Origin of the sequence: Paenibacillus sp. FSL H7-0357, assembly GCF_000758525.1 — a bacterium.
Classification (GTDB): domain Bacteria; phylum Bacillota; class Bacilli; order Paenibacillales; family Paenibacillaceae; genus Paenibacillus_AQ.
In genome coordinates this window covers 5,738,527-5,759,240 of record NZ_CP009241.1, presented here as the reverse complement: position 1 = coordinate 5,759,240, position 20,714 = coordinate 5,738,527, and the positions used below count along the sequence as shown (strand labels likewise).

The window sequence follows — 20,714 nt, the reverse complement described above, 5'->3', positions numbered from 1 at the left end:
GAGACATGCGTATCGTATTAAGCGGCGGGGGTACGGGGGGACATATTTATCCCGCCGTAGCCGTCGCCAGACAGCTGGAAGAGGAAGACAAGGGCTCTGCCTTTTTGTATATCGGAGGCAAGCGTGGTCTGGAGAGCAAAATCGTTCCCCAGGAGAAAATTCCATTCAAGGCGATTGATATTACGGGCTTCCGCCGGAAGCTCTCCATGGACAATGTAAAGACAGTCATGCGTTTCCTTAAGGGGGTTAAAGCCTCCAAAGAAATGCTCAGAGAATTTAAACCGGATGTCGTGATCGGCACTGGAGGTTATGTCTGCGGCCCAGTCGTTTATGCGGCTTCCCGTCTTGGAATTCCGACCTTGATTCATGAGCAGAATGCCATTCCCGGGCTTACGAACCGCTTCCTTAGCCGGTATGCCGACACAGTTGCCGTAAGCTTTGAAGGGACTGAATCGGCCTTTCCGGGAGGGAAAAACGTCATTTATACAGGCAATCCCCGGGCAACTACCGTAACGACTGCCAGCGCTCAGAGAGGTTTCGCATCACTGGGCATTCCTGAAGGCAGCACAGTGGTGCTGGTTGTCGGAGGCAGCGGGGGGGCTAAGGCCATCAATCAGGCGATGATTGAGATGGCCCCGTATGTGGGTAAGGGTAATGGTGTTCATTATGTGTATGTTACCGGCGAGTCCTATTTCGAAGAGACCCGGAAAGCCCTGCGTCAAAAGCTGGGAAGCGAACCAAGCTGGCTGCATATCCTTCCCTATATACACAATATGCCCGAGGTTCTGGCTTGTCTTTCTCTGATTGTGAACCGGGCAGGCGCATCTTTTCTTGCAGAAATTACGGCACTGGGTATCCCCTCCGTCCTTATCCCGTCCCCCAACGTGACGAATAATCATCAGGAAGCAAATGCTAGACAATTGGAACGTGAAGGTGCGGCGGTTGTACTGCTGGAGAAGGATCTGAACGGCCAGACCCTGCTGGCGGCTGTACAGAAGATTATTGGCGCAGAAGATGTGCAGAGAAGCATGTCGGAAGCCTCAAGACGTCTGGGCAAAAGAGATTCCGCCTCGCTGGTCGTGGCCGAGCTGCGCAGGCTCGTGGCCAACCGTAAAGCCTAGGTCTTCTGCAGGTTGTTGGGTAATGTATAACTGAAGACGATGTTATTTCCCGATTGCGTGAACAGGCAATTAGGCGGGGAAACGCGCACTTTTTCTCTAGTTAAGAGGTTGTGAGTTTCTTGGTGAACAGCAAAGCAATTCTCCGTGCCAAACCTGTACTTAGTGCGTTAATCTTCTTGTTATCCTCCACTGTCACACACCCGGGGTTATGAACATAGGATAATCCTATAATCGTGACAATCACCCAGGGCACTTCCGGTTTATGAGATGACAAATGCGGGAGGGCCATCCCGCACATTTCATTGCGCCTTGTACGGGAAGTGCTTGTGGTGGGTGAGCGGTAATCTCGGAGGTGATACATTGGACAAATTGGTGATTGAGGGTGGAAACCCCCTGTCAGGCACCATACGTATCCATGGAGCAAAAAATGCGGCGCTGCCGATCCTGGCGGCAAGCCTGCTGGCCGAAGGAGTTCACTCACTGCATAATGTGCCGAAGCTGCTGGACATCGAAACAATGCTGAATATTTTGGAACGGCTGGGCTGCAGGGGCGTGCATGAAGACGAGACGGTGACCATCGACACGTCAATGCTGGGCACTTCCCATGTTCCTGAGGATTTAATGCGGCAGATGAGATCGTCTATTTTTCTGATGGGACCGTTATTATCCAGATTTGGAGAGGTGACGATTTATCAGCCGGGTGGCTGTGCGATCGGGGAGCGCAAGATTGATCTTCATCTGCAGGGACTGAAGCAGCTGGGGGCGGAAATTGAAGAGAGCAATGGACGGATTTCCTGCCGGGCCGCAAGACTTAAGGGAAGCGATATACATCTTGATTATCCTAGTGTCGGAGCCACGGAGAACATTATGATGGCTGCTTCCATGGCAGAAGGAACGACAACGATATCGGGTGCGGCCAGAGAGCCGGAGATTCAGGATCTGCAGAATTTCCTGAATCAGATGGGTGCCCAGATTATCGGTGCCGGTACCGATACCATTACGATTCAAGGTGTAAAGAAGCTATATCCCTGTACGTACGAGGTTATTCCCGATAGGATTGTCGCCGGAACGGTCATGATAGCCGCTGCCGCCACGCGGGGCAACGTTACATTGACCCATACCAATGCCGGGCATTTAACCTCCCTGATCCATGTGCTGAGGAGGGCTGGTGTTCAAATCACCGTATGCAATGATATAATTAATATCAGTTGCATGGGACGTCCCCGTGCGGTGGAACGAATCGTTACTTCTCCCTACCCTTCCTTTCCCACAGATCTCCAATCTCAGGTAATGGTGCTGCTGTCGCTGGCCGACGGATTCAGCGTCATCAAAGAGACGGTATTCGAGGGACGCTTCAAGCATGTGGAGGAGATGGCCAGGATGGGCGCCGATATTTCCATTGATCTGAACCGTGCGTTTATCCGCGGGGTGCAGAGACTGTATGGAGCAACGGTGGAAGCAACCGACCTGCGGGCGGGAGCTGCCCTGGTGATTGCCGGACTCGCCGCTCATGGGACCACGGTTGTTGAGCAGGCGCATCATATTGACCGCGGATATGACGGCATTGAGCAGCTCTTTCAGAAGCTGGGTGCACGCATCAGCCGCAAAGTACCTGTGCCGGGTCCGTTTGATTTGGCCAATTAAAGCTCCCTGTCTCCTTCAGCTTCATGCGTGGGAAGGAGACAGGGCCTTATTACGGAGATATGAGATGCCAAAAACCCGTTTACCTCTTCTTAAAGAGGACAAGCCTACCAAAAAAATGAGCCGAAAGATTACTTTCATTCTGCTGCTGCTGTTTATTGCGCTGCTGGCCGTGATTTTCTTCCGCTCGTCCATGAGCCGGATTACAGAGATCCAATTTCAGGGAAACAAATATTCCACCCGTGAGGAGCTGCTTGAGAAAAGCGGACTTGCCCTCGGAGGACAGTATTTTGCCGTCTCTAATGATGCAGTGGCCGATCGCCTTAAGGAGCTCAAGACGGTTCAGGAGGCCAGTGTGGAAAAGAAATTCCCCGGTCTAGTCACCATCAGTATTAAGGAGTACCCTGCAGTGGCCTATGAATTGGATCAAGATGGCGTACTGGAGGCGATTCTATCCAGCGGCGCTGCTGTTTCCGTGAATGAAACGGGCATTGCGGTGGAGAAGCCGATCTTGACAAGCTGGGGGGAAGATGATCCCCATAAAGCCAAATTGTGCCAGGCTCTCGCCAGTATCCCTAATGAACTGACCAGTGACATTTCCGAGATTGTGCCATCACCAACATTATCCTTTCCAGACCGCATCAAGCTGTATACCCGTTCGCATTTTGAAGTCATTACGGCAATTTCTTTGCTTAAGGATAAAGTAGAGTATTTAAATCAAGTGATAGAGACAGAGGAGCCCGGACTGATCAAGATGCTTGAAGCGGATTCCTATGTTCCTTTTGCACCTGTAAAAGAGGAGAATGTGAAAGAGGACACGCAAGAGTAAATAGGCCCTACTAATAGTAAGAAAAAAATGCTACAATCGGTTTTACGGGCAATAGGCAACGTCCCTCTTTTTTCTTCGGATTTTTTGAAATGATGTATCAAATATGGATGACATTTCTTTATTACACTTATATTTCATGTAATAAATGCCTGTTTTCAGGTTTCTAGCAGCTGCTGTCTTCATGCGAGATGCTTGTCATATTATCCCACTCAAAAAATTTGTAGAAAAAAGAGGGAAAGGATTAGAGATGTTGAATATGTACAGAGAAGTTTTTCTTCAATGGAAACCAAAAACTAAATCAGCTTTACATTTCATTTTGATAATAACAGGAGGTGCCATAGGGCTTGAGCAACAATGACATCATTGTTAGTTTGGACATCGGTACATCCAAAGTTCGGGCAATTATTGGGGAAGTTACTAATGGAACCTTTAATATTATTGGCGTTGGATCTGCTGATTCGGAAGGAATACGAAAAGGTGCGATTGTAGATATCGACCAGACTGTGCAATCGATCAAGAGTGCTGTAGATCATGCGGAGCAAATGGTCGGTATACAAATATCCGAGGTCTATGTCGGCATTTCCGGCAATCATATCGGGCTTCAATCCAGTCATGGTGTTGTGGCCGTTCAGAATGAGGATCGTGAAATCGGCGAAGATGATATCGATCGTGTAATCAAGGCAGCAGAAGTTATTGCACTGCCTCCTGAACGCGAGGTAATTGATGTTGTCGCCAAGCAATATATCGTCGATGGCCTTGAAGGAATCCAGGATCCCCGCGGGATGATCGGAGTTCGTCTGGAAGTGGAAGCGACGATTATTACCGGGGCTAAAACGCCAATACATAATCTGCTTCGCTGCGTAGAGAAATCAGGACTTAAAGTCAAAGATCTTGTACTGATGTCTCTTGGAGCTGGCGGATTAGCGCTTTCCAAAGATGAGAAATCAATGGGCGCCGTGCTGGTTGACATCGGTGCGGGCTCAACGACGATAGCCGTATATGAAGAAGGTTCCCTTTGTGCGACCTCCACGATCCCGATCGGCGGAGAATTTGTAACCAATGATATCGCATACGGACTCCGTACACTTACTGATCAGGCGGAGAAGGTGAAGCTGAAGTATGGCTGCGCCTGGATTGACGACGCCGCTTCTGACGTGGTGTTCAAGGTGCTCCGGATCGGCAGCAATGTGGAAAAAGAATTTAATCAGGAAGATCTTGCGGCGATCATTGAACCGAGAGTGCAGGAAATCTTCCATCTGATTCGTCAGGAAGTGAAGCGGCTTGGTTACAATGAGCTTCCCGGAGGTTATATACTAACGGGTGGCACTGTATCTATGCCGGGGGTATTAAAAGCAGCCCAGACTGAACTATCAGCCTCTGTGCGCGTTGCGGTGCCGGATTATATCGGAGTCCGCGATCCCGGATTTACCGGAGGAGTAGGCATCCTGCATAACGTTGTCCGCAGATTCCGCGGACGCGGAAACAGCAGCAGCGGGAATAAAAAGACGGTCAACCGGAACAAGCAGAATGCAGCTCCGAATCAGGAAGCCGTTTCGAAGCCGGGTTTGGTGGAACGTCTAAAGAATATGTTCAGCGAGTTCATATAAGTGTAAGTCCAGATATACTTGGACTGGCCATCCAAGCACATTGAGGGGGAGATGGAACAATATGTTGGAATTTGATTTTGAAATGGAGAGCTTGGCGCAAATAAAGGTCATCGGCGTGGGCGGCGGCGGTAGCAATGCTGTCAACCGGATGATTGAAAATGGCGTTCAGGGTGTGGAATTCATCACAGTTAATACAGATGCCCAAGCGCTGCATATGGCCAAATCGGAGCATAAACTGCAAATCGGGGATAAACTGACCCGCGGACTTGGCGCTGGAGCCAATCCTGAGGTGGGGAAGAAAGCGGCTGAAGAATCCCGCGATCTGATTTCAAATACGCTTAAAGGTGCAGATATGGTATTCGTAACCGCAGGTATGGGCGGGGGTACCGGAACGGGCGCAGCGCCTGTAATTGCTGAGATTGCCAGAGAGTGCGGAGCATTGACGGTTGGCGTCGTGACCCGTCCGTTTACTTTTGAAGGCAGAAAACGTGCAAATCAGGCAGAGCTTGGCATCGAGGCGCTCAAGGAAAAGGTCGATACACTGATCGTGATTCCCAATGACCGACTGCTGGAAATTGTGGATAAGAAAACCCCAATGCTGGAGGCATTCCGTGAAGCGGATAATGTACTCCGCCAGGCGGTGCAAGGGATCTCCGACCTTATTCAGGTTCCCGGCCTGATCAACCTTGACTTTGCCGATGTGAAGACAATTATGACGGAGCGCGGTTCAGCGCTTATGGGTATCGGTATCGCCACCGGCGAGAACCGTGCTTCGGAGGCGGCCCGCAAAGCGATCATGAGTCCGCTCCTGGAGACCTCCATTGAAGGTGCTCGCGGCGTGATCATGAACATTACAGGGGGTTCCAACCTTTCCCTGTATGAGGTGAATGAAGCAGCCGAGATCGTTACCTCTGCTTCGGATCCTGAAGTGAATATGATCTTTGGTGCCATCATTGAGGAAAGCATGAAGGATGAAATCAAAGTTACGGTAATCGCTACCGGCTTTGAACACAAACCTTCACCGATTGCTCCGGCCCGCCGTCCATCGGCGAGTAGCGAACCTGCTGCGCCGGATAAGAATGCCAATCTGCGTCCGTTTGGCAATCAGACAGCCTCAGACCAGCTGGACATTCCAACATTCCTGCGCAACCGTACTCGCGGCAATAACGACTAATAAAATAGTATAGTGTAAATAGATTTACGGAAGCACCGTATCTCCCAAGCGATCAGCTATGGGTGGATACGGTGTTTTTTGGTTTACCGGCTGTTATAATACTAGTAGCGGGAGAGGATACAATGAAACTGCTTGATCCCCGGGTTGATTTTGTATTTAAACGTATTTTTGCAAGCGAGGGCAATAAGGATGTGCTGTTGGCTTTTCTTAACGGTATTTTTTCGGATGCAGGGGAACCTCCGCTGAATGAAGTGGTGCTGCTGAATCCATACACGGATAAGGATGATCCGCTGGATAAGCAATCGATATTCGACATATGGGCCAAGACCGAGGAAGGCAAGTTGATTAATATTGAAATGCAGCTGTTTAATAAATATGATATTGAGAAACGCACGCTCTATTACTGGAGCAAACGATATTCGGGCCAGCTGCAGGAGACGGGTAAGTATAAGGATCTCAAAAAATGTGTGACCATCAATATATTAAATTATAAAGTTTTGCCCAATGAACATACTCATAGTGTGTTTCATCTGCGGGAAGATAGGAATGGAACTCCGCTTGCAGACGATATTGAAATTCATTTCTTGGAGCTGCCGAAGCTGGAGCATACGCCTGTTCCCGGTGAAGGCGGTTTGGTCAATTGGCTGCTGTTTCTGAAAGGAATAGACGATTCGAATTGGGAGGTGCTTAGCATGAATGAGCCTGTCTTGAAAAAGGCAATGGATACGCTGCAATTCCTGAGCCAGGATGAGGAGGCCCGCATGAAGTATGAAGCCCGCCAGAAGTTTTTGCTGGATGAGGCTTCGCAAAGAGACGGGGCGCTTACAGAGGGCTTTGCCAAAGGGTTGGCTGAGGGAAGAGCGGTAGGAAGAGCTGCGGGTATAGAGGAAGGTAAGGCGGAAGGCAAGCTGGAAGGGAAGTTGGAAGGGAAGTTACAGGGGAAATTAGAAGCCAGATTGGAAGTGGCAAGAAATCTGCTTGCGATGGGACTGGATTATCATGCGATCCGAACGGCAACGGGGCTTACAGATGAAGAATTAGAGTCTATGAAGTGAATTTAAGATTAGGAATTTTGAAGTCAGCCTTTAGATTTAGAGGCTGGCTTTTTTTATTAAAAGATAAGGACGGCTAAGCCGTTTCCACTTGTCATGTAGAGGTTTATGCTGTACTGATAAGCCTCGAGCAGCTCCAGCCTCTCAAGTTAACTCTGTCACGCTATAACTCGACAAAAAAACCTCAAGAACGCCCCCCAAGTTTAGACAGACTTTGAATGCGAGAGTTCCTATACTAATCTTATCGTCCAAAAAGAGAGCCTGATCCCCGGCCTTGAGGATAGATAGCAGCCCTTAGGCAGGTGAATGCATTGGTAGTTTATATTGACTTGATTTTCGCTGCCAATCTGCTGATCGATGGCATTCTTCTATGGCTGACAGGCTGGCTGGTCAAGCTTAAGGCCTCCAGGTGGAGATTGGCGCTCTCCGCGCTGGTTGGCGCGCTTTATGTAGTGATGATGTTCGTACCGGAGCTGTCTTTTCTCTATACCTTCCTCATTAAGTTCGGATTGTCGGTAGTCATGCTGTGGATTGCCTTTGGATTCAGGAGTCTGCAAAGCTACCTCCGCGTGTTGGGGGCCTTTTATATTATTAATTTTGCAGCAGCCGGCGGCATTGTAGGTATTCACTATTTGTTGCAGAGCTCAGGCGACATCTGGAAGGGTATTCTGTTTACCTCTTCAGGAGGCCAAGCATACCGGATGAAGATCGGTTTCTGGTTTGTGCTTGCGGTCTTACCGCTGGTACTGCTCCTCTTTAAGCTCTTCCATTCTTCACGGGTCCGCAGGGAGCAGCTCGAATCGTACATTGGTGAGGTAACTGTGGAAATTGACGGCGTAACTGTGGTCTGTCCAGGGCTGCTGGATACAGGGAACCGGCTCAGTGATCCGTTGACGCGGATTCCGGTAATGGTGATGGAGGCGTCGCTCTGGGAAGGCCATCTGCCTGCTTCATGGAAAGGGAGGCTGACACAGACGAGCGCAGACACCCTTCTGCTGGAAACGGACGGGCAGTCTTTTGCCTGGCAGGACAGGATGCGGCTTGTCCCTTATAGGGGCATCAACCGTGGTTCATCCTTTATGCTTGCGCTGAAGCCGGATCTTGTGAAGATACAGTTGGGTGAGGAGACCTTTTACAGCAAAAGGGTGCTCATCGGGCTGGATGGCGGGACACTGTCGGGAGACGGCGCGTACCGGGCGGTCATACATCCTGACCTCGCCCAAAAAGAACAGGCTGCTGACGCAGCGCTGCCATGCTGATAACCGCAGAAGCATTTGGCATTTCAATCCTAATATTGGACAAAGGGAATTGGGGCAGGGCAGCAGGGAAATGGATGGGATAAGAAATATCACAGGGTTACTGTGTACTTCTTGGAGGAGGAACAAGAATGGTCAAATGGAAGTTAGCGCTGCAACTGCAATATTACCGCATGCTGTTTCTGCTGGGGCTGAAAAGCCAGGAAATTTATTATATCGGTGGAAGCGAGGCGCTGCCTCCTCCCTTGACGAGGGAAGAGGAGGAGTATTTACTGCAGCGGCTGTCCAGCGGCGATGCGGCAGTCCGGGCCATGCTGATTGAGCGCAACCTGCGGCTCGTTGTATACATTGCCCGGAAATTTGAGAACACCGGCATCAACATTGAAGATCTTGTCTCTATCGGGGCCATTGGACTAATCAAGGCGGTCAATACGTTTGATCCGGAGAAAAAAATCAAGCTGGCTACCTATGCCTCACGCTGCATCGAAAATGAGATACTGATGTATTTGCGGCGCAACAGCAAGACACGGAGTGAGGTGTCCTTTGATGAACCGCTAAATATTGACTGGGACGGCAACGAGCTGCTTCTCTCCGATGTGCTTGGCACCGAGAACGACACCATTTACCGGAACATCGAAGAGCAAGTGGACCGGAAGCTGCTGCAGAAGGCGCTGGAGAAGCTGAGTGAGCGGGAACGCCTGATTATGGAGCTAAGGTTTGGACTGCGCGGGGGAGAAGAAAAAACGCAAAAGGATGTGGCCGATCTGCTGGGTATTTCCCAATCCTATATTTCGCGTCTGGAAAAAAGAATTATCAAGCGGCTGCGCAAGGAGTTTAACAAGATGGTGTAAGCATAAATCAGCAAGGAATAAAATGCCGGACCGGGGAGATAATGTACAGTAATGTTTCTCCTTGGGAGGTAAATCATCATGACCCGAAATAAAGTCGAGATTTGCGGTGTGGACACCAGCAAGCTGCCCGTACTAACAAACGTGGAAATGCGGGAGCTGTTCACTTCGCTGCAGCAGCAGGGCGAGCGATCCGCCAGAGAGAAATTGGTAAATGGTAACCTTAGACTCGTTCTTAGTGTTATTCAAAGGTTCAATAATCGGGGAGAGTTCGTTGACGATCTGTTCCAGGTAGGCTGCATCGGGTTGATGAAAGCCATCGATAATTTTGATTTATCGCAAAATGTGAAGTTCTCCACCTATGCGGTGCCGATGATTATCGGTGAAATCCGCAGGTATCTGCGCGATAATAACCCGATTCGGGTATCACGTTCGCTCAGGGATATCGCATACAAGGCGCTGCAGGTGCGTGACAGTCTGACGAACCAGAATTCCCGGGAGCCGACGATTTTTGAAATTTCCGAGGCGCTGGGAGTTCCGAAAGAAGATGTGGTTTTTGCTTTAGACGCCATCCAGGACCCGGTCTCCTTGTTCGAGCCAATCTACCATGACGGCGGGGACCCGATTTATGTGATGGACCAGATTAGCGACGATAAGAATAAAGATGTCTCTTGGATTGAGGAAATTGCATTGAGGGAAGCGATGCGCAAACTGGGACAACGCGAGAAGCGGATACTGTCCATGCGTTTCTTCGAGGGCAAGACCCAGATGGAGGTCGCCGATGAGATTGGGATCTCTCAAGCCCAGGTTTCCAGACTTGAGAAATCGGCCATCCAGCAAATGCAAAAGCATGTGAAGACCTGAGTAACAGCGATAGATGAAGCAGGGGTATCCAGGAGGCTATAACCCTTCTGGATACCCCTTTGTATGTAGAACCGTATTGGAAAATATATATTGCATTGCATGTTGCCAAGCCCGAACAACATATATTGGACTATATGTCTGAAAGTACAGGGGTGGCGAGGTGAACGAGGATTCAATAGGAACAGGCAAAAAAATGAAAATCTCCGATTTTCAGACCAAGGATGTCATCAATATTGTTGATGGTAAGCGGCTCGGGCAAATCAGTGATCTGGAGCTCGATCTGCGCCGCGGAGTCATTGACGCAATCATTGTGCCCGGGTATACACGCTTTATGGGGCTCTTTGGAGGTGGCGCTGATTTGATCATTCCCTGGAGGAATATCGTTAAGATTGGTGCTGATGTTGTGCTCGTAAAGATAGAGGAGTCCAGAATGCCCCAAGGTCAGGAAGAGCGGGAAACTATGTATTTGGAACGGGGAGACCGCAGTGAAAGGCGCACATATTAACTGGGTGCGTCTTTTTTGAGCGGAAACGGGTATAGAGCTTATGTAAGAAGTACAGCCCATAACCGGGAGATTGTTCGGAGGCTTTGTAAAGTACTTGAGTAAGCTTCGAGGTCTTAACAACACTTTGTGGGGAGGTCTTGTGGTACACTTAGGCGGAGGTGAGAAGATGGAACCGTTCGTACAAATCGACAGAACGCCTGTGCAGCTTCATCTGAAGCCGTGGTGTTCAGCATATGCCCAAATTACTGCCGGCTTTACAGGAAGACAAGGTGGTGCGGGCAAGGCGCCGTATGACAGCTTCAACTGTGCTCTTCATGTCGGCGATGACGTGGAAGATGTGATCAGCAACCGGAGGATGCTCGCCGAGAGTCTCGGTTTTACACTGGATTCATGGACATGCGGGGAACAAACTCATGGGAAAAATATTGCGGTTGTTACCAAAGAGAACCAAGGATACGGCAATCTGGACAGAGCAAGCGCCTTTCAGTCCACTGATGGGCTGCTGACCAATGTGCCGGGGGTGCTGCTGACTTCCTTTTATGCGGACTGTGTGCCGCTATATTTCTATGATCCTTTGCAGCAGGTGGCCGGCCTTGCGCATGCGGGCTGGAAAGGGACTGTAGCAGAAATTGCCGGGGCTATGGTCAGCACAATGGGTGAGGTCTACGGCAGCCGTCCAAAAGATATTCTGACAGCCATTGGACCTTCTATCGGTGAATGCTGTTATGAGGTCGATGATTATGTAATGAATCATGTCCGCCGGTTGGAGGATGAACTTAGCACACTGAATTTGGCTGAGAACGCTCCATTCTTATACAGGAAGTCGGATGCAGATGACAGCAAAAGCATGCTGAACTTGAAAGAAATGAATCGACGCATTATGATTAAAGCAGGAATATTGCCGACTCATATCGAATGTACAACTTGGTGTACAAGCTGTAACAGTGATCTCTTCTTCTCATACCGTAAGGAAAACGGGGTTACAGGAAGAATGACGAGCTGGATCGGAATAAAGGAGAGCTGAAAGTTGGGTTTGACACTGCAAGAAAGAATAGCCGAGGTCGAGGAACGTGTGGAACGGGCTTGCGCGGCAAGCGGCAGGGATGCAAGTGACGTCAAGGTTATCGCAGTGACGAAATATGTATCGCTGGAAACGGTATCCGCTGTGCTGGAAGCGGGTCTTGAGGACATTGCCGAAAGCCGCTGGCAGAACGCCGAACATAAATGGAACGCCCTGGGCAACAAAGGCACATGGCATTTCATCGGTCATTTGCAGACCAATAAGGTAAAGGACGTTATCGGCAAATTTCAATATATACACTCTTTGGACCGGTTATCACTGGCACAGGAATTGCACAAGAAGGCCGAGGCCTTCGGTATAGACGTAAACGTCTTCCTTCAGGTGAATATCTCGGGAGAAGATACGAAATTTGGTTTATCTGCTGAAGCGGTGCCTGGATTTTTGCGTGAAATCGCTCCTCTGCATCGTGTGAAAGTAATCGGCCTTATGACGATGGCGCCTTATGAAGGGGATCCCGAGCTTACCCGCCCGGTCTTTCGCGGACTCCGCGAACTGCGCGATGCGCTCAATCTGCTAGCTTTGACACCTGAGCCTATACAAGAGCTGTCGATGGGAATGTCGAATGATTTTGAAGTGGCGATACAGGAAGGAGCCACCTGGGTGCGCCTGGGAACGGTATTAGTAGGTCATGAGGAGGGAGCTTGATGGGCGTGATGAACCGGTTTATGAGCTTTTTGGGCTTGCAGGAGGAAGAGGAAATTGTGGAGCGGGAGCAGATTTCCCGTGAAGAGGATGAATACGAGCCCGCCCCTGTAGAAAACCGTAAAAACCAGCGGGCCAACGTCGTCAGTATCCATTCGCAAAAAAATGTGAAGGTAGTGCTTTATGAGCCCCGTTCTTATGACGAAGCTCAGGAAATTGCCGACCATCTTCGTTCGCACCGCACAGTCGTAATTAATTTGCAGCGCGTGCGCAATGACCAGGCAATGCGGATTATTGATTTTCTCAGCGGAACTGTTTATGCCCTGGGTGGAGGAATCTCCAAAATTGGGGGCAATATATTTATGTGCACACCGGATACGGTCGAAATTCAAGGTTCCATAACGGAAATTCTGGGTGACGATCAAGACTACAACAGAATGAGGTGAACGGGCTTTGTCCCAAATCGATTTAATTATTAATTTACTTTTCAAGATCTACTACTACATGATTTTCTTCTATATCCTCATGTCCTGGCTGCCCAATGTCCGTGACAATTTCATCGGAGAGCTGCTCGGCAAGCTCGTGGAGCCTTTTCTGAGTCCATTCCGCCGGATTATTCCGCCGCTGTTCGGAACGTTGGATATTTCCCCGATCATCGCGCTGATTGTGCTTCAATTTGCGGAAGGCGGCGTGCACTCCATTGTGGGCCTGCTCTTCCGTTAATGACATGAAGAATGAAATCTATGGTCATTTTCACCCTGACGAACGGCAATTTGTGGACAAGGCCTGGGAATGGGTCACTCATGCAGGAGAGTATCATGAGCTCAAGCTGACTGAATTTCTCGATCCCCGTCAGAGTTATATTCTGCAGAGTCTTGTGAACCGTCATCCCGATGTTACTATAAGATGGGAGGGCGGCTCAGAAAATGCTGAGCGGAAACGGGCGATGGTGGCACCAGATTACCGTGACCTTTCAGAAGAAGATATGGAACTCAAGGTGCTTGCCATCACCTCCGGGGAACAGAAGTTTTTGGCTTTGGAGCATGGCGATTATATGGGTTCAATTCTTGGACTGGGCATCAAAAGAGGCAAAATCGGTGATATTCATGTGCTTGAGGATGGCTGTCATGTTGTAGTGGCAGCGGATATCGCTAATTTCCTGGACGTGAATTTAACCGGAGTACACCGGATTAATGTCAGCACAGAGATACTGCCATTGTCCGGCTTGCGGAGCAGTGAGGTTAAGCTTGAGATCATGGAGTTGACTGTGGCTTCCTTGCGGCTTGATGGGATCGCTGCGGATGTGACCCGGCTCAGCCGGAGCAAGATACTTGCCCCGATCAAAGCCGGAAGGGTCCGGGTGAACTGGAAGGTGGAGGAAGACCCCTCCTGTGGACTTAAAGACGGCGATATGGTCTCCATTCAAGGTTTTGGCCGTTTTAAGGTTCTGGAGATCGGAAGTTTGACGAAAAAAGGCCGTTACCGGGTTCAGGTTGGCAAATTTGTCTGAATCGTTTGCAGGAATCCGGATTTGCTTGTCGAAATTCATTATCTCTAGGGAAGCAAACATTTTGAAAGCTGGGCGCCGATACTTGTAGAAGAGGCGGATCCTTAAACGGCATTCGGAATGATAACCAGCCTTAATTTTCTTGCAGAAACACTTGCCGCTTTATCCAGACAGGCATGTTCGTTTCTTCTTAAAGTACAGTCTTTCTTCTTTGTCTGCCGGGACAAATTATGTTCTATGGGCATAAGAGGTCCGAAATTTCTAGGAGGTGCACAGCATGCCATTAACGCCGCTCGATATACATAACAAGGAATTCTCCCGGAGAATCCGCGGTTATGATGAAGACGAGGTCAACGAATTTCTGGATCAGGTAATCAAGGATTACGAAAGTGTCATTCGTGAGAACAAGGAGCTGCACAATCAGCTATTGTCTATTCAAGAGCGCCTTGATCATTTTGTGAATATTGAAGAAAGCTTGTCCAAGACAATCATCGTCGCACAGGAAGCAGCAGATGATGTCAAGAACAACTCCAAAAAGGAGTCACAGCTGATTATCAAGGAAGCGGAAAAGAACGCTGACCGGATTATCAACGAAGCGTTATCCAAATCCCGGAAAGTAGCGATTGAGACGGAAGAATTGCGCAAGCAAGCCTCTATCTACCGCACCCGTTTCCGGACTCTCGTCGAAGCACAGCTTGAACTGCTGTCTCAGGATGATTGGAACGCCCTGGAGAGCCGCGAAGTCAGTGAGAACGTGCTTTAACCTTCTAAAATGCTGAGCATATCATGTGAGATGAATATTTCTTGTTTTCCGGCCACAGTTATACCGTGGCTATGAATATTGACATTTTGTCTTAAAACGTCTATAACTAAAACATATCTGTACCATAATCATTCGATGACGGGACAAGTACGATAAGGTTACGTTCTCCAGAGAGTCGGTGTTTGCTGCGAGCCGATTGTTCACACCTTGCCGGAAGATCTTCCCCTAGAAGCTGAGCTGAAGCGTTAATTCGTGCGTAAGTTTAGCCGTCTGCCGGACGTTATCCCGGACCCGCGCGTTTAGATTGTCTGTGCGGAACTGAGATTGTGCTGAATACACTCCCCCTGAGGATGTGCCTGAAGCACAGAATTAGGGTGGTATCGCGAGCGTCGTCTCGCCCCTTGGGGGCGGGATGGCGCTCGTTTTTGTTGTTGCGGGGCGCGATCCCCCTAAATCCCCCTTTCCAAGGGGGACCCCAAGGGCTGGCCGCCCTCTGGACACCCGCAACAAGGGCATTGTGCAGAGAGTGGCGTCCGCGGACGGGTAGGGATTTGTTCGACGGGGGAGCGCCCCTTCTTAGGCTCCCCTGGCGGGTACGCCTGCGGGGCCTTTCCTGCTCAAGGGCAAAGGCAAAGACGGCTTGCGGCGGCTGCGCCCCGCCGCGAGGGCAACCCGGCCCAGCGCTGCCCTGACGGGATCGCGGGCCGGGGGCCCAAGGCAAGAGCAAGGGCAAGGGCAAGAGCAAGAGCAAGAGCAAGAGCAAGAGCAAGAGCAAGAGCAAGAGCAAACCTTGCGAGCGGGCTGCGCGCCTAGCGTGCTTGAGGTAAAGCGGGCCGCTTGCGGCGACAAGCGGGGATAACACCAAAATGAACTCTACATCCGCCTCTCCTTGGAGTTTAGACAATATTCCGGGTGTCCAGAGGGCCGGGGCCCTCGGGGTCCCCCTTGGCTAAGGGGGATTTAGGGGGATCGAGCAGCTTTATAGACTATATCAAGGAAGGATTGACCAGCAATGCAAAAAGTAGATGTCAGAGAAAAAGCGCGGGCAAGAGATGTCCGCATTCTGAAGAAATGGAGCGATGAGAATACGTTCCGCAGATCCATGGAGAACCGCGAGGGCCGTCCGAACTATGTGTTCTATGAAGGACCTCCGACAGCTAACGGCGTACCGCATATCGGGCACGTGCTGGGCCGGGTCATCAAGGATTTCATCGGCCGCTACCAGACGATGAAGGGCTACCGAGTTGTGCGTAAAGCAGGCTGGGATACTCACGGCTTGCCGGTTGAACTCGGCGTGCAGAAGAAACTCGGAATCTCCGGCAAGCAGGAAATTGAAGAGTACGGCGTGGAGAAGTTCATCAAAGAGTGCAAAGAGAGCGTATTTGGTTACGAGAAGCAGTGGCGTGAGTTCACGGAAGCGATCGGTTACTGGACCGATCTGGATAATCCGTATGTGACGCTGGATAATACGTACATCGAAAGTGTGTGGAATATCCTGGCTACGGTGCATGAGAAAGGTCTGCTGTACCGCGGACACCGCGTCAGCCCGTACTGCCCGAGCTGCCAGACAACGCTGAGCTCCCATGAAGTGGCGCAGGGCTATAAGACGGTGAAGGACCTCAGTGCAACGGCCAAGTTCAAGCTGGATGGCAGCGGCGACTATGTCCTGGCCTGGACGACCACCCCTTGGACGCTTCCGGCGCATATGGCGCTGGCGATGAACCCGGAGATGGAATATGTCCGTGCGCAGCAGGAAGACGGCGTATACGTGCTGGCCAAGAACCTCGTGGAAGAGGTGCTGAAAGGGGAGTATACGGTTCTTTCTACGCACAAAGGCTCTGACTTTATCGGTCAAAGCTATACCCCGCCGTTTAGCTATATCCAGGCGGAGAAACATAATGTGATTGTTGCTGCATCCTTCGTAACGGATTCCAGCGGTACCGGGATCGTGCATATGGCTCCGGCACATGGTGAGGATGACTATAAGAGCTGCCGCGACAACGGCATCAGCTTTGTCAATGTGGTGGATACTTCCGGTAAATACACTGATGTGGTAAGTGATTTTGCCGGACGGTTTGTGAAAGATTGCGATTTAGATATCATCAAGGTGCTGTCCGAAAAAGGGCTGCTGTACAATAAAGAGAAATACGAGCACAGCTATCCGTTCTGCTGGCGCTGCGATTCTCCACTGCTGTATTATGCGACAGACAGCTGGTTCATCAAAACGACAGCGATCAAAGATCAGCTGATCGCCAACAACAACAGCGTAGACTGGTATCCTGACCATGTGCGCGAAGGCCGCTTCGGCAAGTTCCTGGAAGAGCTGGTGGACTGGAATATCAGCCGCAACCGCTACTGGGGCACACCGCTGAATGTCTGGGTTTGCCAGGACACCGGCAAAGAATTTGCGCCGCACAGCATCGCTGAACTCCGCTCGATGGCGATCGGCGAAGTCGCTGAGGATATCGAGCTGCATAAGCCATATGTAGACAACATCAAGCTGCGCAGCCCGTTCAGCGAAGGTGGCGTGATGGTGCGTACATCTGAGGTCATCGACGTATGGTTTGACAGCGGCTCGATGCCGTTTGCCCAAAGCCACTATCCGTTCGAGAATGAAGACAGATTCGCCGACCAGTATCCGGCAGATATGATCTGTGAAGGAATTGACCAGACACGCGGCTGGTTCTACAGCCTGCTTGCGGTATCGACGTTGTTCAAGGGCAAAGCGCCTTACAAGGCAGTTATTGCCCACGGCCACATCTTCGATGAGAACGGCCAAAAAATGTCCAAATCCAAAGGCAATGTCATTGACCCTTGGGAAATCATGAACGAATACGGCACCGATGCTTTCCGCTGGGCGATCCTGTCTGACAGTGCGCCGTGGAATAACAAACGTTTCTCGCGCGGTCTGGTTGGTGAGACCAAATCCAAGGTTGTGGATACGCTGGTCAACACACATGCGTTCCTGACGCTCTATGCCGGTATTGACGGGTACGACCCTGCAGAGCATCCTTTCAAGGTATCCGGACATAAGCTCGACCGCTGGATTCTCTCCCGCTTGAACAGTCTGATTCTAGTTGTGGAAAAAGGCCTCGCCATCAACGACTTCGTTAATTCGTCCAAAGCGATTGAGAACTTCGTGGATGAACTGAGTAACTGGTATATCCGCCGCTCACGCGACCGGTTCTGGGGAAGCGGGCTTGGCGTAGAGAAGCTGGACGCTTACCGTACGCTGACACATGTGCTGCTCACAACGGCTACGCTGATGGCACCGTTCACACCGATGCTGTCGGAAGATATCTATACCAACCTTGGCGGCGGGGAAAGCGTACATTTGGCGGATTATCCGGCTGCCGACGAGAGTCTGATCGATCTTGAGCTGGAGCGGGATATGGAGAGTGCCAGAGGCATTGTCGAGCTTGCCCGCAACGTGCGCAACGAGACTGGCATCAAGACACGCCAGCCGCTGTCCGAGCTGATCGTTTCCCTGGACGGCAGCTTTGATGTAACGGATTATGAAGAGATCATCAAGGATGAAATCAATGTCAAGGGAATTGTGCTGGAGAACAGCGACAGCGGGTTTGTTGATTTTACGCTGAAGCTGAACCTGAAGGTAGCCGGTAAAAAATACGGCAAGAGCGTAGGCTTCCTGCAAGGCTACCTGAAAGGGATGGACAGCGACGCTACCCGCAAAGCGGTACAGGACGGTGTGATTGCCATCGTGTCGCCGGAAGGGGAAGAACTGCAGATTACTGCCGAGGAGCTGCTTGTTGAGAAGCAGGCCAAACCGGGTTTTGCATCAGCCTCCGGTTACGGGCTTACGGTAGCACTGAACACGGAAATCACTCCTGAACTTGAGCAGGAGGGCTGGGTCCGCGAAATTGTCCGTGCAGTGCAGGATTACCGCAAACGCCTAGATCTGGCGATCGAGAAACGGATTGCGCTCACGCTGCAGCTGGATGATGAACTGAAAGCGGCAGTGACTGCTTTTGAACATGTACTGCGTGAAAATGTACTTGTGACTAACGTGGAGTTTGACGGAGCGCATCCATTTGAAACGGTGGATGCCGGCGGCAGATCCATTGGTATCCATATCGGAGCCTAAAGAGAAGGTAAATGCTGATCCCCGTATCGCTTGTCTCCAAATGACATATACTAGCGGCATAAGAAGAAACGTCCAGGCCTTTAGCATAGGGCAGGGGCTTTCGAGATTGGCGGTATGTGTACCGCTGATCAGGAAGCCGTTTCTGCGGAAATATGAGGATCTTTACTGAGAACCTTATATTTATGCGCAAAATGACGAGCCCCGTGTTCGGGGAGAGATTGCCTCTCCCCGAACCGGGCTCGTTTATTTTGTGGACGTTAGGGAAGGAGCTAGAGTGTTTTGGAGGGTCGGAAAGAAGGAAGCAAAAGCTCCGGGCAGCAGGGAGAAATCTCCGCCGCAACTGGCGAGGGCAGCGGACTGGATCAGGCGCCGGATTTCAAACGGGAGACTGAAGCGGGAGCAGAGGCCCTTTCCCAGGACGAGAAATTGAGCGCGGTATACCGGCTGACATTGTGGCTGGCCCGGGAGATGGAGAAATCGCGGGTTGCTGAATATACACAGCTGCTGCATTCGCCCTGGCGGCTGATCTGGCTGAACATAATATCAGGAATAGCGCGCGGGGTGGGGATTGCCCTCGGATTCACTTTTTTTGCAGCGACGATCATTTATGTACTGCAGATGCTGGGGGCGCTGAACCTGCCGATTATCGGAGATTATATTGCAGATATTGTGCGGATCGTACAGCACCAGCTGGAGCTTAAGACTTTTTAGGGATTAGAGAATCATTGATCTGGCGTGTGTACCTAAAAAAGGAGCAGCACATGGCTACTCCCTTTCCTTTTTAGCGGACGGATCCAGCAGGTAGCTGCCTTCCTCGGTGTCCATATAATGGCGGTAACTGGTTCCTTTGATGATGGTCAAATGGTTTCCGGCGATATCGGTCGCCACAAAGTTCTCCCACGGCTCCACGAAGCCTTCGGTTTCGTCGGCCTCAATCTCCATATCGTTGTAGGAGCTGATATCATTGCCTTCGGCCATGGCCGGGGAGTTGGAGCTGCCCCAGCTTTCGACGATCTGCCAGGCATCTTCGCCGTCAAAACCGTTTTGCTCATCGCGTTCGTCAAGGCTGGTGCGTCCAAAAGGCGGGGACAGCAGCTCTTCTTCGACCGGCCGGGTAAACGGCGCGTTCTGGCGTGGGGCATGCTCCTTGCTGTATCTGGTGGATGGAATGGCTGAGAGGCGCTCATATGGAATCGGATTGCCGCTGGCGATACAAATCCCGTAGGTGCCTTCATCCATGGCCTGCAGAGCGGCTTCGATATCGTCCAATTCATGCTCGTCGCGTTCCAGCAGGGAAATATCTATCGAGCGGTTATACAGCTCAGTGGCGGCATCGCCGGGATGGTTGTCGATTTCGGACAATTCCCCGGTTGTATCGCGCATGGCTTCCTGCAGACCGTAATGCTCGTTATTTTGCAGCCTGTGGCGGATTTCCTCCTGCTGCTGCTGCAGCGCTGCACGCAGCTGCGAGAGCTGCTGTGATGTCAGATGGCTCATAGGCGAGTGCTCCTTTCAGATGCTTTTGTCATAACGTACGCTTCCCGGCATTCCTGCCGGTTCGTTCTTTGATAGCTTGACCGGAGAAGCGTCTTTTTAGCGATGGTAAATAGTCCCCCGGCCTTAAAAGGGTTATACGGTCCGCAATAGACGGCTTCTTGAGGCCTGTGCTACAATATACAAGTCTTTATTCAGTATTTGTACCGCTATAACGCGGGAAAA

At 50.7% G+C, this 20,714-nt stretch carries 19 protein-coding genes and 1 other annotated feature; of the genes, 18 read left to right on the top strand and 1 reads right to left on the bottom strand.

Annotated features, from left to right (window positions below):
• The first annotated feature begins 5 nt into the window (after positions 1-5).
• From murG to H70357_RS25465, 18 genes are all read left to right on the top strand, one after another.
• The gene (gene murG / locus H70357_RS25555) at positions 6-1,121 is read left to right on the top strand and encodes an undecaprenyldiphospho-muramoylpentapeptide beta-N-acetylglucosaminyltransferase (protein WP_038595362.1); all 1,116 of its coding nucleotides are present in this window, start codon (positions 6-8) and stop codon (positions 1,119-1,121) included.
• 360 nt (positions 1,122-1,481) lie between these two features.
• Positions 1,482-2,765, top strand: a complete 1,284-nt coding sequence (gene murA / locus H70357_RS25550) for a UDP-N-acetylglucosamine 1-carboxyvinyltransferase (protein WP_038595361.1) — start codon at positions 1,482-1,484, stop codon at positions 2,763-2,765.
• Between the two features lie 64 nt (positions 2,766-2,829).
• Positions 2,830-3,591 (top strand): cell division protein FtsQ/DivIB, encoded by a 762-nt coding sequence (locus H70357_RS25545; protein WP_038595359.1) that lies wholly within the window; start codon positions 2,830-2,832, stop codon positions 3,589-3,591.
• 344 nt (positions 3,592-3,935) lie between these two features.
• The gene (gene ftsA / locus H70357_RS25540) at positions 3,936-5,198 is read left to right on the top strand and encodes a cell division protein FtsA (RefSeq protein WP_038595357.1); all 1,263 of its coding nucleotides are present in this window, start codon (positions 3,936-3,938) and stop codon (positions 5,196-5,198) included.
• Between the two features lie 61 nt (positions 5,199-5,259).
• On the top strand, positions 5,260-6,372 hold the full coding sequence (ftsZ, locus tag H70357_RS25535; RefSeq protein WP_038595356.1) for a cell division protein FtsZ: 1,113 nt from the start codon (positions 5,260-5,262) through the stop codon (positions 6,370-6,372).
• A gap of 122 nt (positions 6,373-6,494) precedes the next feature.
• Positions 6,495-7,427, top strand: coding sequence for an Rpn family recombination-promoting nuclease/putative transposase (locus tag H70357_RS25530; RefSeq protein WP_038595355.1), 933 nt, complete (start codon positions 6,495-6,497; stop codon positions 7,425-7,427).
• A gap of 308 nt (positions 7,428-7,735) precedes the next feature.
• Positions 7,736-8,683 (top strand): sigma-E processing peptidase SpoIIGA, encoded by a 948-nt coding sequence (spoIIGA, locus tag H70357_RS25525; protein ID WP_038595353.1) that lies wholly within the window; start codon positions 7,736-7,738, stop codon positions 8,681-8,683.
• Positions 8,684-8,811: 128 nt separating this feature from the next.
• Complete coding sequence (gene sigE, locus H70357_RS25520; protein WP_038595351.1) at positions 8,812-9,531, top strand: RNA polymerase sporulation sigma factor SigE; 720 nt, start codon at positions 8,812-8,814, stop codon at positions 9,529-9,531.
• 78 nt (positions 9,532-9,609) lie between these two features.
• Positions 9,610-10,392 (top strand): RNA polymerase sporulation sigma factor SigG, encoded by a 783-nt coding sequence (gene sigG / locus H70357_RS25515; protein WP_038595349.1) that lies wholly within the window; start codon positions 9,610-9,612, stop codon positions 10,390-10,392.
• A 193-nt stretch (positions 10,393-10,585) separates the two neighbouring features.
• Positions 10,586-10,897 (top strand): YlmC/YmxH family sporulation protein, encoded by a 312-nt coding sequence (locus H70357_RS25510; RefSeq protein ID WP_038600462.1) that lies wholly within the window; start codon positions 10,586-10,588, stop codon positions 10,895-10,897.
• Positions 10,898-11,063: 166 nt separating this feature from the next.
• Complete coding sequence (pgeF, locus tag H70357_RS25505) at positions 11,064-11,921, top strand: peptidoglycan editing factor PgeF (RefSeq protein WP_038595348.1); 858 nt, start codon at positions 11,064-11,066, stop codon at positions 11,919-11,921.
• A 9-nt stretch (positions 11,922-11,930) separates the two neighbouring features.
• A complete protein-coding gene (locus tag H70357_RS25500; protein WP_038600459.1) occupies positions 11,931-12,623 on the top strand; it encodes a YggS family pyridoxal phosphate-dependent enzyme in 693 nt (230 codons plus the stop codon).
• Positions 12,623-13,066, top strand: coding sequence for a cell division protein SepF (locus H70357_RS25495; RefSeq protein WP_038595346.1), 444 nt, complete (start codon positions 12,623-12,625; stop codon positions 13,064-13,066). The genes H70357_RS25500 and H70357_RS25495 overlap by 1 nt, the downstream gene beginning before the upstream one ends.
• A 7-nt stretch (positions 13,067-13,073) precedes the next feature.
• The gene (locus H70357_RS25490) at positions 13,074-13,343 is read left to right on the top strand and encodes a YggT family protein (protein ID WP_038595345.1); all 270 of its coding nucleotides are present in this window, start codon (positions 13,074-13,076) and stop codon (positions 13,341-13,343) included.
• Positions 13,344-13,347: 4 nt separating this feature from the next.
• Positions 13,348-14,130 (top strand): YlmH family RNA-binding protein, encoded by a 783-nt coding sequence (locus tag H70357_RS25485; RefSeq protein WP_038600456.1) that lies wholly within the window; start codon positions 13,348-13,350, stop codon positions 14,128-14,130.
• Between the two features lie 274 nt (positions 14,131-14,404).
• Positions 14,405-14,890, top strand: coding sequence for a DivIVA domain-containing protein (locus H70357_RS25480; protein WP_038595344.1), 486 nt, complete (start codon positions 14,405-14,407; stop codon positions 14,888-14,890).
• A 126-nt stretch (positions 14,891-15,016) separates the two neighbouring features.
• Positions 15,017-15,295: a binding site (T-box leader), on the top strand.
• Positions 15,296-15,902: 607 nt separating this feature from the next.
• Positions 15,903-18,995 (top strand): isoleucine--tRNA ligase, encoded by a 3,093-nt coding sequence (ileS, locus tag H70357_RS25470; protein WP_038595341.1) that lies wholly within the window; start codon positions 15,903-15,905, stop codon positions 18,993-18,995.
• A 357-nt stretch (positions 18,996-19,352) separates the two neighbouring features.
• A complete protein-coding gene (locus H70357_RS25465) occupies positions 19,353-19,706 on the top strand; it encodes a DUF5665 domain-containing protein (protein WP_038600453.1) in 354 nt (117 codons plus the stop codon).
• 54 nt (positions 19,707-19,760) lie between these two features.
• On the opposite strand, the gene H70357_RS25460 is transcribed toward H70357_RS25465, so the two are convergent.
• Positions 19,761-20,492 (bottom strand): TraR/DksA C4-type zinc finger protein, encoded by a 732-nt coding sequence (locus H70357_RS25460; RefSeq protein WP_038595339.1) that lies wholly within the window; start codon positions 20,490-20,492, stop codon positions 19,761-19,763.
• Positions 20,493-20,714: the final 222 nt, after the last annotated feature.

What these genes read in the sequence shown, in the direction of transcription:
- ftsZ (WP_038595356.1), top strand. Translation starts at nt 5,260, where the DNA reads ATGTTGGAATTTGATTTTGAAATGGAGAGCTTGGCGCAAATAAAGGTC.
- H70357_RS25460 (WP_038595339.1), bottom strand. Translation starts at nt 20,492, where the DNA reads ATGAGCCATCTGACATCACAGCAGCTCTCGCAGCTGCGTGCAGCGCTG.
- sigE (WP_038595351.1), top strand. Translation starts at nt 8,812, where the DNA reads ATGGTCAAATGGAAGTTAGCGCTGCAACTGCAATATTACCGCATGCTG.
- H70357_RS25495 (WP_038595346.1), top strand. Translation starts at nt 12,623, where the DNA reads ATGGGCGTGATGAACCGGTTTATGAGCTTTTTGGGCTTGCAGGAGGAA.
- H70357_RS25485 (WP_038600456.1), top strand. Translation starts at nt 13,348, where the DNA reads ATGAAGAATGAAATCTATGGTCATTTTCACCCTGACGAACGGCAATTT.
- H70357_RS25480 (WP_038595344.1), top strand. Translation starts at nt 14,405, where the DNA reads ATGCCATTAACGCCGCTCGATATACATAACAAGGAATTCTCCCGGAGA.
- sigG (WP_038595349.1), top strand. Translation starts at nt 9,610, where the DNA reads ATGACCCGAAATAAAGTCGAGATTTGCGGTGTGGACACCAGCAAGCTG.
- pgeF (WP_038595348.1), top strand. Translation starts at nt 11,064, where the DNA reads ATGGAACCGTTCGTACAAATCGACAGAACGCCTGTGCAGCTTCATCTG.
- H70357_RS25545 (WP_038595359.1), top strand. Translation starts at nt 2,830, where the DNA reads ATGCCAAAAACCCGTTTACCTCTTCTTAAAGAGGACAAGCCTACCAAA.
- ileS (WP_038595341.1), top strand. Translation starts at nt 15,903, where the DNA reads ATGCAAAAAGTAGATGTCAGAGAAAAAGCGCGGGCAAGAGATGTCCGC.
- murG (WP_038595362.1), top strand. Translation starts at nt 6, where the DNA reads ATGCGTATCGTATTAAGCGGCGGGGGTACGGGGGGACATATTTATCCC.
- H70357_RS25510 (WP_038600462.1), top strand. Translation starts at nt 10,586, where the DNA reads ATGAAAATCTCCGATTTTCAGACCAAGGATGTCATCAATATTGTTGAT.
- H70357_RS25530 (WP_038595355.1), top strand. Translation starts at nt 6,495, where the DNA reads ATGAAACTGCTTGATCCCCGGGTTGATTTTGTATTTAAACGTATTTTT.